The sequence below is a fragment of the Pantoea sp. CTOTU46764 genome, from assembly GCF_031974595.1.
GTDB classification, from domain to species: Bacteria; Pseudomonadota; Gammaproteobacteria; order Enterobacterales; family Enterobacteriaceae; genus Pantoea; species Pantoea trifolii.
Genome location: NZ_DALYOQ010000033.1, coordinates 1 through 12,122 on the forward strand (window position 1 = coordinate 1; position 12,122 = coordinate 12,122).

Here is a 12,122-nt window from a genome sequence, read left to right on the forward strand (position 1 = left end):
GCACCTGCTGACGCAGCGGCGAAAGCGGTAACACAAAATTCCACACCGGCGCACGTAAAAACTGTGCTGGACTGGCATCCGGTTGCTGATGCCAGTGCGTCAATCCCTGCTGAAACCAGTGGCTCCACGGCGTCACGGTATTTTCGCTCAGACGCTGGCGCAAAAAATCGCCGGTAGCCGGTAACTTGCCGTACCAGCCCGGCGCAGTGTGTGTCGGCATGATTACCTCACCATTACTCACTGTGTCTGGTCAATCGCTGCGAAACGACGTGCGGCGCAATCGCCAGCGTGTTGCTGCTGTCACCGGCATTTTTCAGATTCTCCGCAAGCTTGCGCATCATCAACGCGTTGTCACGCGCATAGGGCGAAGACTGAATTTGTTGATCCAGCAGCTGGCTCAGATGCCAGTCGAGCTGCTGCAAATCACGCGCGCTAACATCATCCGGTAGCGTGCGCTGCAGGTTTTGCATCAGCCAGCCACGCAGGAACTCGCCGTCATAATTGCGCGGCTGATACAGCATTTGATAAGCGCGCAGCGCATTGCGACTGTATTCGTTATCGGTACCCGGATCGTCACGCAGCAAATTGGTGATCTGCTGTGCCACGCGCGGCAACAGTAAAGACTTAAGCGCATTTTGATAAAGCGCCCACGCCGCATCGCTGACCTGGTTGCCGCGATACAGCCCAACGCGCATGGTAAGCGGTGGATTGTCGAGAGAAAAACGCTCGGAGAGCGGCAGTTTCACCAGGTTGTTTAAGAAGGGTAGCAGATCAAAAATATTATCGGCGGGCTGATGGATCACCTGCTGACTTTGCGTGGCGATTGGGCCAATGCGCTCTGCAACCTGATCGAGATAACGCTGATTTTGAATATAGCTGGTGAGCCACAAACAGGAGAGCAGCAGCAGCGCGCCGGTCAGCACGCCATAACCAATCCAATGGAACAGGCGGTTGCGGTATTCCCAATGGCGATTGCTGCCTGCCAGACCGCTTTCGCGGAACACCAAATCGCTCAGCAAATCGCGGATAAAGAAACTCTGTCCTTTATTGCCGGGAATGGGGCTGCTGCGATTAACGCTATCCCAGGCCGCGAGGCTGCTTTCGCCGGTGTGCGGCAGCTGAAGTTTGCGGTTCAGCTCGCCCATGATGCGGTCAAACGGTAAACCTTCCTGGGTGCCGCTGGTGAAGAACAGACCGCGCGCCGACCAGGCGATCGGCTCCTGATGGCTGGAGAACACCACATCGAGATACTCATTCAGCAGCGGACGCAGCGAGCTGAACTCTTGCGGGAACAGGAAGCTGTCGGCGCGCTGGGTGAGATCGCGTTCACCTGCCATCACCTCGGCCAACTGCTGCTGTAAACGCTGCTCTAAGTGCTGATATTGCTGGCTGAAGCTACGATGCCAGTCATCTTTGTGCGGTTTGCCCGGTTCCCACGGGAAGGTAAAGCCCCAAATCGCATCGCGCTGCAGCTTGCTTTGGCTGCCGTAGAAACTCATAAACCCTTTCAGCAGGTCGGTTTTGGTCACCATCACATAAACCGGGAAGTGAATGCCGGTGTGCTGATGCAGCTCCGCCATGCGCTCACGCAGCGCGCTGGCCTGCGCATGGCGCGCTTCGGCTGAATCGGTGAGCAGATCGGAGACGCTGATGGTCATGATCACGCCGTTAATCGGCTGGCGGGTACGATAGCGCTTCAGCAGATTGATAAAACTCTGCCACTCCGCGCCGTCGCGCGCGCGCTGGCTCTCCTGCAGGGCGTAACGCCCGGCGGTATCGATGAGTACCGCGCTATCGGTAAACCACCAGTCGCAATGGCGCGTGCCGCCCACGCCGCGAATCGCTGCTTTACCGAGGCTGTCGGTGAGCGGGAATTCCAGGCCTGCATTGAGTAACGCAGTGGTTTTACCGGCGCCCGGCGCGCCAATCATCACGTACCACGGCAGTTGATAAAGGTAATGACTTTGAAAACGTGCCAGCCAGCTCTGCTGATGGCGACGACCAAACTGGGTACGCTTTAAACGCAGCGCCGCTTCACTGAAGCGCTGCGCCAGCAGGGTTTCGGTGGCCTGACGATCGGATAACTCTTCCTGACTCATCTGCTGCAAACGGTTGAGCAGCTTGCTGTTAAACCAGCCACGCCACAGTGCAGGGATAAACTGGAACAGCAGCCAGAGCAGATAAAGCAGACCGACCGCTAACTGGCGCGGCAACACTGGCTCGAGCGGGCGCGTATCGCCCCAGCTCCACAGCGGTCCGAGCATCCACAGCACGCAGCTCAATGCCGTGACGCCAATCAGGCTCCACAGCAGGCGATGGGTTAACAGATGTTGCAGTGATGCGCGCATCATTGGCCTCCCTGATGATTGCCGAGGGTTTCCGGTGTCACAAACAGGGTGATTTCCACCCGACGATTGCGGGCGCGGTTTTCATTGCTGTCGTTCGGCAGCAGCGGATTGCTGTCGCCGCGACCTTCCGCTTTCACGCTGTGACCTTCGGCGAGCTGCGGATTTAGCAGCTGGGTGATGGCGCGTGCGCGGGCAAAAGAGAATTCGTAGCTGGAGGCGAAACGGCCATCGACCGGGCTGTTGTCGGTATACACCGACACCAAAACCGTGCCTTTCACGGTTTTCATCGCACTGGCCACATGCGCCAGCAGCGCACGACCGACCTGATTCACCACCGTGCCGTCGTTGGAGAACAGTTTGTCAGCGGGGATAATCACTTTGCTGCCGAACGCGCCATCGCTCACTTCCAGCTGTCCGGCGGCAATCACATCATTGAGACGTTGATGCAGATCGAGCAGCGCTTGAGGGGAAGTAGGACGACGTCCTGGCGTGATTTGTGGCAGCGGGGTTTGATAGATGGTGCGCAACAATGGTTCGGCGGCGTTGCCGAGTCGCCAGTTGAGCCCGCTGTAAATCAAGCTCGCCACCAGCGTGGCTAAGGTAACGCATGCCCAGAGCGGCACCATTGGACGCGTCAGGGTGCTAACCAGCGGATGCACTTCCACCAGCGGCACAGCGGGATTGGCGCTCGACGGGCGATGCTCATCAATCAGCTGCGCCAGGCGTTTGCGGATCGCTTCACACTGCGCGCGACCGCTGTCACTGCCGCGATAGCGACCTTCATAGCCGAGCAACAGGCAATAGTGGATCAGTTCCAGCAACCACAAATGCTGCTGCGGGCTCTGTGAAACGCGCGATAACAGCTGGAACACTTTCTCGCCGCCCCAGCTTTCATTATGAAAAGTGACCAGCATGCCGTTACCGGACCACACGCCGCGCGTGCCCCACGGCGTTTGTGCCGCCGCTTCGTCCAGCACGCTGCACAGGCAGTAGCGCGCACCAATGATCATCTCAAAAGGTAAGCCCGCTTGTTTGCAGCGCTGTTCGAATTGGCGGATCTCTTCGATCAGTAATTGGCGCAATCCGGCAGGATCGTCATGCGTAGCGGCCTGCCGTATACGTACCACGGCATTCAGGATAGGTGCTGCGGCATTAAGCAAAAGGTTATCATTGCCCGCGACAATGCCATCGCGAGCAAGGGAATCCTGAGTCATTAAATCTTGGTTATCCAGGCAAGGGCGAAAATCACAGCCCGCACGGCGAAAGCTGCTGCGGGCATTGTGCGCCGGATTGCATTATCAATCTAAAATCCAGGTCGCGGTATCGTTAGTGCGACAAGCTTTACTGGCGCCCCCAACGGCCACACAGACCTGTTTGCTGTTGCGGCGAGGACGCGGGCGATCGCTGCGAATGGTCGCGTCATAACGGCTGCTCTCTACGCCCGCTTTCGGCGGAATATAGCCAATTAACTGGCCGTTAGGCTCATCGGCCACCGCCAGCCAGCTGTGTTCAACGCGGCCCAGCACTTCAAACGGTTTGGCGTTATCAAGATAGCGCACTACCTTGCCACCAAAATCAGGCGTGGTCATCACGGATGCCGCATAGAGCGCGCGATAACTCTCATTGACCGGCGTGAATTCGCCAGGTGCTGCCACCGCATGACGATGAACCAGTTGGACGCCATTCACTTCACTGGTTACCAGCGTGTCATCAGTGACGGGTGGCGGTGGCGCTTTACACGCAGCCAAACTTAACACCGCCAGCAACACAAGCACGAGACTCTTATTCACCATGATCCTCAAATTTCATCAGATTAGCTGCAGAGTAATCTGCGGCACGAGCCTTTAAGGCAGGCAGATTAGGCAGCGAGAAAGCCATCAAAAAAACAGACAGATTACAGAAAGATAGTGCTGAACTAAGTCTACCTAAGACTTTTGAGAATTCAAACCATTGCACCATGAGAAATCCCATGCTAGCGGGCGAAAAAGCAGCGCAGGCCGATGATATAAAACACATAGTCACGGTGATAGATAAGCTTAGTTAATTTATTTGTCGCAGTTAGCGATGCGCGGATGCGCAACGACATTTGGTCACTGTTAGTGCCAAACGAAAATGGTAAATAAGATTAATCTATTTATGATAAGTAAAAAAGATTGCCCAAAGAAACAATTTTCGTAATTTCGGAATTTCCGGGCTCAATTCTGCCATTTTTAAACGCAGCACGGCATGGCTTTTGCTTAATTCTCGGTTTACTCCGCTAAACCGCTGGAGAAAACAATGAATCGGGCTTTGAACTATCTGCGTGCCAGCCGTGCCAGCGAAATAGCCAGTTTGCAACGGCTGTTGCGAACCGGCGAACAGATTACCGCCATCAGTGAATTGATCCATGTGCTGCAGCGTGAACGTGGAGCCAGCAATATCTGGCTGTGCTCAGCTGGTCAATTGTTTGGCGAAGAGTTGGCACAGCGCGCGGCCGAGGTTGAATTGCGTGAGCAGAGTGCGATGGCGGTGCTACCAGAAGCAGAGGCACAACCCGGCTATAGCCGATTTTGCATGTTGATCGCGACTGCGCTTCAGGCGCTGGACGGACTACCGGCGCTGCGTCAGCAAGTACACAGCCGCACCGTGACGCAGGCGCAGGCGATGGAGGCGTTTAATCACATCATCTGCACCTTACTGAATCTGGTCTTTGAAGCGGCGGACACCGCCAGTGAGCCGGACATCTCGCGTGCATTAATCGCGCTATTTAGCTTTATGCAAGGCAAAGAGCTGGCCGGACAGGAGCGCGCCACCGGATCGGCGGGCTTCGCTGCCGGTGCATTTACCGAGACGCAACGGCAGCGCATCCAAGTGCTAATCGCTGCGCAGGAGCAAAGTTTTGCGACCTTCAGCCAATTTTGTGATGCGGAAAATCTGCAACGCTGGCAGGCGATAGCCGATGCCGGCAGCCAGATTGAGCGGCTAAGACGCATCGCCTGCACCGGCGCACAGTGCGGTGAAAATGGCGTGTTGCAGTGGTTTAGTCTGCTCAGCTCGCGTCTCGATCAGATGAAACAGATCGAAGATACGCTGTGCGCGACGCTGATGCACCGCTGTCAGTGTGCGATTGCGGCTGCCCAGCACAGCGAACATCCGCCGATTGCCATCGGAGAAGAGGCCAGTTTTTCGCTCTATGTCGCGGGTGCCAGCTGGTTGTCAGGCGCTGAAACCACGCTGGACAGCAATGGCCTTGCGCCCCAACTCGGGCGTTCGGTGCTGGCGTTGATCCGTGAGCAGTCGCAGCGTCTGCAGACGCAGGCTGATGAACTCGCCTCGATGCGCGCTTCACTGGATGAACGCAAAATTATCGATCAGGCGAAAAGCTGGTTGATGCAGCAGCACGGTTTCAGCGAGCAGGATGCGTGGCAGGCGCTGCGTAAAAGCGCCATGAACCAGAACAAACGGGTGCTGGAAATTGCCCAGGCAGTGCTGGCGGTTGCCGCCACGCTCAGGGCATAACCCGAAGGAGGTAGCTGCACAAACCCTGTGCGTAGGGTGCGTCAGCGCAGTGCAAAAATGACGCACCCTCCGCGCATTTGTAGCGCCAGGCTTGATAAAACGGCCTGATATTTTTGGCACAGGCTTTGCATTACCTTACAGAAATTGCGCATTTGTTTCGCCAACGGCGGTGAAGCGAGTGCTTTGGATAAAGGCGTCCGGCCCCATGTTTTTGCGACATGCGGGAGGACGCCTTTTTTTATTCTTTTTTTTTAGGGATGCGCATGATGAGCAAAACGCGGTTCACGGTGTCACGACGTCAATTTCTCCTGGGCAGCGCGGTGGTCGGTGGCAGCTATTTACTGCCGGGATTACGCAATGCGGTGTGGGCTGCCGGTTCCGATGCGCCCGAAAAGAGCAACATTCGCGTCGGCTTTATTCCGCTCACCGACTGCGCGCCTGTGGTGATGGCCTCAGTAAAAGGCTTCGATAAAAAATATGGCCTGACGCTGCAACCGAGTAAAGAAGCCAGCTGGGCGGCAGTGCGCGACAAACTCACCGCTGGTGAGTTGGACGCCGCGCACGCGTTGTACGGCATGATTTATGGTCTGCATTTGGGCATTGCCGGGCCTCAGCATGAGATGGCTAACCTGATGACGCTCAACAACAACGGGCAGGCCATCACACTGGCGAATCAGCTTAAAGATCAGAAAGTCACCGATGCGGCCGGCCTGCAAAAGTTAATCGCCAGTCAAGCGAAAGGCAGCTTGACCTTCGCGCATACCTTCCCAACCAGTACGCACGCCATGTGGCTCTATTACTGGCTGGCCAACGCTGGAATCGACCCGTTTGAGGATGTGCGCACCGTGGTGGTCCCGCCACCGCAAATGGTGATGAACATGAAGATGGGCAACATGAGTGGCTTCTGCGTTGGCGAGCCGTGGAATCAGCGCGCCATCAGCGACAACATCGGTTTTACCGCTGCGACCACGCAGCAAATCTGGCCGGATCATCCGGAAAAAATTCTCGCCACGCGCGCCGCCTGGCTGCAAGAGAACCCGAATACCGCACGCGCGCTGACCGCCGCCGTGCTGGACGCCGCGCGCTGGATCGATGCCTCCGACGCTAACCGCAAAGAGACCGCGCAGGTGCTGGCCGGGCGCGCGTGGATCAACACCAAAGTGGAAACGCTGGAAGGGCGCATGCTCGGTCAGTACGAAAACGGGCTCGGTCAGCGCTGGCAGGACGCGCACGGTATGCGCTTTTTCCGCGACGGTGAAGTGAGCTTCCCGTGGATTTCTGACGGCATGTGGTTCCTGACGCAGATGAAGCGCTGGGGCATGGTGCAAACCGCGCCTGATTACGCAGCAGTGGCGCGTCAGATCAACCGAATTGATATCTACAAACAGGCCGCCAGCGCGGTGGGCGGCATCAGCGTCCCAGCCGGCGAGATGCGCAGCAGCACGCTGTTCGACGGCAAGGTGTGGGACGGCAGCAATCCCGCCGCTTATGCCGACAGTTTTGCCCTTAAACGCAGTTAAGTGAGGTCATGATGAAATCTGAAGCACGCACGCTAGATGCCGCGCCGATCGCCGCGCAACCCGCGCAGGTGATTGCGCTCAAGGTGACGCCCGCACCTCGTCGAAGTCAACGCTGGCTCCGTCCTCTGCTGCAGCGGCTAATCCCCGCCAGTTGTGGCCTGATTTTGCTGCTGTTTATCTGGCAACTGGCCTCAATGTCGAGCAAAGGCTTCCCCACGCCGTACGCCACCTGGCAAGCCGCCGTCACGCTGTTTGCCGATCCGTTTTACAACAACGGGCCTAACGATCAGGGCATCGGCTGGAACGTGGTCGCTTCGCTGCAGCGGGTGGCAATCGGCTTTGGTCTGGCGGCGCTGGTGGGCATTCCCGCCGGATTCCTGATTGGCCGTTTTAGCTTTATCGCGCACATGCTCAACCCGATCATCGCGTTGCTGCGCCCGGTCAGTCCACTTGCCTGGTTACCAATTGGCCTGCTGCTGTTCCAGCGCGCTGAGCCGGCATCAAGCTGGACCATTTTCATCTGCTCCATCTGGCCGATGGTGATCAACACCGCCGAAGGCGTACAGCGTATTCCGCAGGATTACCTCAATGTGGCGCGCGTGCTGCGGCTAAATGAGTGGACAGTGATGCGCCGCATTCTGTTCCCGGCGGTGCTGCCCGCGGTGTTAACCGGCATGCGTTTGTCGATGGGCATCGCGTGGTTGGTGATTGTCGCTGCGGAAATGCTCACTGGTGGACTCGGTATCGGTTTCTGGATCTGGAATGAGTGGAACAACCTCAATGTGGAAAACATCCTGATCGCCATCGTGGTGATCGGCGTGGTCGGGTTACTGCTCGAACAGGCGCTGATGCTACTGGCACGCCGCTTTAGCTGGGATAAATAAGGGCATCCGACGCCTTTGTAGGGTTGCCATTTATGGCGACCGAAAACTCAGAATCACCGGGAATTGAAAAATGAATCCAATTATTCGCGTACAGCAGATCAGCCAGCGCTTCAATACCGCAGGCGGCGAGTTCCTCGCCCTTGATAACGTCAGTTTTGATATCCATGAAGGTGAAACCCTCAGCCTGATTGGTCACTCCGGCTGCGGAAAGTCCACGCTTCTCAATCTGATCGCCGGGCTAACACAGCCGAGTAGCGGCGTGTTGCTGTGTGACAACCGCGAAATCAGCGGTCCCGGTCCAGAGCGTGCGGTGGTGTTCCAGAACCATTCGTTGTTGCCGTGGCTGACCGCCTACCAAAACGTGGAGCTGGCGGTGCAGCAAGTGTTCAAAGGAAAGATGAGCAAAAGTGAGATGAGCGAGTGGATCGAACACAACCTCAATCGCGTGCAGATGAGTCACGCGCTGCATAAGCGTCCGTCGGAGATCTCCGGCGGCATGAAGCAGCGTGTCGGTATTGCGCGGGCGCTGGCCATGCAGCCGCGTGTGCTGCTGCTGGATGAACCGTTCGGCGCGCTGGATGCACTGACGCGCGCTCATCTGCAAGACAGCGTGATGCGCATCCAGCAGGAGCTCAACACCACCATCGTGCTGATTACGCACGATGTCGATGAGGCGGTGTTGCTGTCAGATCGCGTGCTGATGATGACCAACGGCCCCGCCGCGCAGGTCGGTGACATCCTCAACATCGACCTGCCGCGTCCACGTTCACGGGTAGCGCTGGCCGACGAGCCGCGTTATCACCAGCTGCGCCAACGGATTCTGCATTTCCTGTATGAAAAGCAAACGGCTGTGGCGTAAGGGGACAACCATGGTGCAGCGACTGGTAGTGATCGGTAACGGCATGGCGGCGATGCGCATGGTGGAAACCCTGCTGCAACGTGCGCCGGGTCGCTACGCCATCACGGTGATTGGCCGTGAGCCGCACGGCAATTACAACCGGGTGCTGCTGTCGCCGGTGCTGGCGGGCGAAAAAGCCTTTGCTGACACGGTGCTCCACGCGCCCGAATGGTATGCGGCACATCAAGTGCAACTGCTGATGGGTGAAGAGGCGCTGCAGGTGGATATCCCTGCGCGCACAGTACAAACCGACCAGCGCAGACTGCACTGGGACAAGCTGGTGTTCGCCTGCGGTTCGAGGCCGCGCATGCCGGAAATGCCCGGCATCCATCGCCCACAGGTGCAGGGTTTTCGCACGGTGCGAGACGTGGAAACCATGCTAACGCAGCAAGGTCCGGTGGTGGTGCTGGGCGGAGGATTTATTGGTGTGGAAGCCGCAGCAGCGCTGCGTCAGCGTGGACGTGACGTCACGCTGCTGCATCATCGCCCGTGGCTGCTTGATCGCCAGCTGGATGCCAAAGCGGGTGCGCTTTTGCAGCAGCATCTGACACAGCGCGGTATTCGCTGTCGGCTCGGCGTCTCTTTGCAGGCCATTGACGCGGAAAGCGTCACGCTCAGCGACGGCGCGATTATCGCGGCGGAACAGGTGGTGATCGCCATCGGCGTGCAGCCGGAGATCGCGTTGGCGCAGGCGGCGGGCGTGCCTTGCCAGCGCGGCATTCTGGTTAACCGTCAACTGCAGACCGTGCTACCGCATGTGTATGCGCTCGGCGAGTGCTGCGAAATCAGCGGAGAAACCTTTGGCTTGATTGCGCCTTGTCTGGCGCAGGCCGCCGTGCTGGCAGCACAACTGGCGGGTGAACCCGTGGCCGACTTTCACTATCAGGAAAACGGTACGCGGCTGAAAGTCAGCGGCATTGAGATGTTCAGTGCGGGCGATATCAGCGAAGGCGACGCCATCAGTAGCTTTGACCCGCTGCACCAGCACTATCGCCGTCTATTTTTGCGCAATGGCGCACTGCGCGGCGTGCTGCTGTTTGGCGACAGCCAGGCGGCAGGCACGCTGCTACCGCAACTTCAACAGGCCGCGCAGGTGGGCATTAACGCGCTGTTCGGTCTTGACGACAACACAACGCAGCCAAGCGCTGCAGGAAGCCAGATGATGAGCAAACCTCTTCTCGCCGTGGTTGGACACGGCATGGTCAGCCACCATTTTCTCGAACAGCTGGTGAGTCGTGAACTGCATCAGCACTATCACATCGTGGTATACGGCGATGAGCCGCAGATGGCCTACGATCGCGTGCACCTTACCGAATACTTCAACGGCAAAAGTGCGGGCGATTTGTCACTGGTCAGCGATAACTTCTTCCAGCAACACGGCATCGAACTGCGCAGCGGTTGTGAAGTGCTGGCAATTGACAGTGCAAAACGCAGCCTGCGTGATGCCAGCGGCGCGGAATTGAGCTGGGATAAACTGGTGCTGGCGACTGGCTCGGTGCCGTTTGTACCGCCGGTTCCCGGCCACGATCACGCGCGTTGTTTTGTATACCGCACACTGGCCGATCTGGATGCGATTGCTGACTGTGCCAGAAAGGCGACGCGCGGGGTGGTGATTGGAGGCGGGCTGCTCGGACTAGAAGCCGCCAACGCATTGAAACAGCTCGGTCTGGAAACCCATGTTGTGGAGTTCGCGCCGCGTCTGATGGCGGTGCAGCTGGATGACGGCGGTGCGCAGATGCTGCGCGGCAAAATCAGCGCGCTGGGCGTACAAGTTCACACCAGCAAGCAAACTGAAGCGATTGAAAGCCTGGCGGATGGCAGCCTGCAGCTGCGTTTTGCCGATGGCAGCCTGCTGGCAACGGACCTGCTGGTATTTTCAGCCGGCATCCGTCCGCGCGATGCACTGGCGCGCGCCGCTGGACTGCAACTGGGCGAACGCGGTGGCATTCTGATCAACGACGCTTGCGCCACCAGCGCCGCAGATGTCTATGCGATTGGCGAATGCGCGCTGTGGCAAGGGCAAATTTTCGGTTTGGTTGCGCCGGGATATCAAATGGCGCGCGTACTGGCGGCACAGCTGGCGCAGGAAGAGCTGGCGTTCAGCGGTGCCGACATGAGCACGAAACTGAAACTGCTCGGCGTGGAAGTGGCGTCATTTGGCGATGCGCACGGGCGTACCGCTGACAGCCAAAGCTATCAGTGGATCGATAATCCAAAGGGTATCTACAAAAAACTGGTGGTGTGCAAAGATCGCAAAACGCTGCTCGGCGGCGTGCTGGTGGGCGATAGCGCAGATTACGCCAGCCTGTTGCAGATGATGCTAAATCAGTTACCGCTACCGGAAGCACCAGAAAGCCTGATTTTGCCGCAGTTAGCGGGAGCGCCGGCTAAAGCGCTGGGCGTCGCGGCGTTGCCAGACAGCGCGCAAATCTGCTCGTGCCATAACGTCAGCAAGGCGGACATTCGCGGAGCAGTGCAGGGCGGCTGCGGTGACATGGCGGCGATCAAAAGCTGCACCAAAGCGGCGACCGGCTGCGGTGGGTGTAGCGCATTAGTCAAACAGGTGATGGAGTTCCAGCTCGCCAGTCAGGGCGTGGAAGTGAAAAAGGATATCTGCGAACACTTTGCCTACTCGCGTCAGGAGCTGTATCACCTGATCCGCGTCGGCAACATCACCACCTTCGAGCAGCTATTGCAGCTCAACGGACGCGGACAGGGCTGTGAAGTGTGCAAGCCGCTAGTGGGATCATTGCTGGCATCCTGCTGGAATGACTACTTACTGAAGCCCGAACATCTGCCGCTGCAGGATACCAACGATCGCTACTTCGCCAACATCCAGAAAGATGGCACCTATTCGGTGGTACCGCGTGTGCCAGCTGGTGAAATTACGCCGCAAGGGTTAATTGCGATTGGTGAAGTAGCCGCCCGTTACGATCTCTACACCAAAATCACCGGCGGGCAGCGCATCGATCTG

At 57.9% G+C, this 12,122-nt stretch carries 9 protein-coding genes; 5 read left to right on the forward strand and 4 right to left on the reverse strand.

Annotated features, from left to right (window positions below; translation table 11 throughout):
* From tagF to RTM06_RS12640, 4 genes are all read right to left on the reverse strand, one after another.
* Nucleotides 1-220, reverse strand: a 220-nt coding sequence (gene tagF / locus RTM06_RS12625; RefSeq protein ID WP_312182585.1) for a type VI secretion system-associated protein TagF, incomplete at its 3' end; no start/stop codon positions are given.
* Between the two features lie 13 nt (nt 221-233).
* The gene (gene tssM, locus RTM06_RS12630; protein WP_312182635.1) at nt 234-2,348 is read right to left on the reverse strand and encodes a type VI secretion system membrane subunit TssM; all 2,115 of its coding nucleotides are present in this window, start codon (nt 2,346-2,348) and stop codon (nt 234-236) included.
* Nucleotides 2,348-3,562 carry a type IVB secretion system protein IcmH/DotU gene (gene icmH / locus RTM06_RS12635; protein WP_312182587.1) on the reverse strand — a complete coding sequence of 405 codons (1,215 nt, stop codon included), beginning with the start codon at nt 3,560-3,562 and terminating at the stop codon, nt 2,348-2,350. The genes tssM and icmH overlap by 1 nt, the downstream gene beginning before the upstream one ends.
* 84 nt (nt 3,563-3,646) lie before the next feature.
* Nucleotides 3,647-4,141, reverse strand: coding sequence for an SH3 domain-containing protein (locus tag RTM06_RS12640; protein ID WP_154156458.1), 495 nt, complete (start codon nt 4,139-4,141; stop codon nt 3,647-3,649).
* Between the two features lie 484 nt (nt 4,142-4,625).
* Here RTM06_RS12640 and RTM06_RS12645 point away from each other — a divergent pair, with 484 nt between their 5' ends.
* The 5 genes from RTM06_RS12645 to nirB all read left to right on the forward strand — a co-directional run.
* Nucleotides 4,626-5,846 carry a nitrate- and nitrite sensing domain-containing protein gene (locus RTM06_RS12645; protein WP_312182590.1) on the forward strand — a complete coding sequence of 407 codons (1,221 nt, stop codon included), beginning with the start codon at nt 4,626-4,628 and terminating at the stop codon, nt 5,844-5,846.
* A 263-nt stretch (nt 5,847-6,109) separates the two neighbouring features.
* A complete protein-coding gene (locus RTM06_RS12650) occupies nt 6,110-7,366 on the forward strand; it encodes a CmpA/NrtA family ABC transporter substrate-binding protein (protein WP_409455801.1) in 1,257 nt (418 codons plus the stop codon).
* Between the two features lie 11 nt (nt 7,367-7,377).
* Nucleotides 7,378-8,250: a nitrate ABC transporter permease gene (ntrB, locus tag RTM06_RS12655; protein WP_312182638.1), complete on the forward strand. Its 873-nt coding sequence runs from the start codon at nt 7,378-7,380 to the stop codon at nt 8,248-8,250.
* A gap of 70 nt (nt 8,251-8,320) precedes the next feature.
* Nucleotides 8,321-9,109, forward strand: a complete 789-nt coding sequence (locus RTM06_RS12660) for an ABC transporter ATP-binding protein (protein WP_008107708.1) — start codon at nt 8,321-8,323, stop codon at nt 9,107-9,109.
* A 10-nt stretch (nt 9,110-9,119) separates the two neighbouring features.
* The coding region (gene nirB, locus RTM06_RS12665) for a nitrite reductase large subunit NirB (protein WP_312182593.1) at nt 9,120-12,122 on the forward strand (3,003 nt) is incomplete at its 3' end.

Excerpts from the sequence above, each read along its gene's own strand:
- ntrB (WP_312182638.1), top strand. The coding sequence starts at position 7,378 with ATGAAATCTGAAGCACGCACGCTAGATGCCGCGCCGATCGCCGCGCAA.
- RTM06_RS12650 (WP_409455801.1), top strand. The coding sequence starts at position 6,110 with ATGATGAGCAAAACGCGGTTCACGGTGTCACGACGTCAATTTCTCCTG.
- RTM06_RS12645 (WP_312182590.1), top strand. The coding sequence starts at position 4,626 with ATGAATCGGGCTTTGAACTATCTGCGTGCCAGCCGTGCCAGCGAAATA.
- RTM06_RS12660 (WP_008107708.1), top strand. The coding sequence starts at position 8,321 with ATGAATCCAATTATTCGCGTACAGCAGATCAGCCAGCGCTTCAATACC.
- RTM06_RS12640 (WP_154156458.1), bottom strand. The coding sequence starts at position 4,141 with ATGGTGAATAAGAGTCTCGTGCTTGTGTTGCTGGCGGTGTTAAGTTTG.
- tssM (WP_312182635.1), bottom strand. The coding sequence starts at position 2,348 with ATGCGCGCATCACTGCAACATCTGTTAACCCATCGCCTGCTGTGGAGC.
- icmH (WP_312182587.1), bottom strand. The coding sequence starts at position 3,562 with ATGACTCAGGATTCCCTTGCTCGCGATGGCATTGTCGCGGGCAATGAT.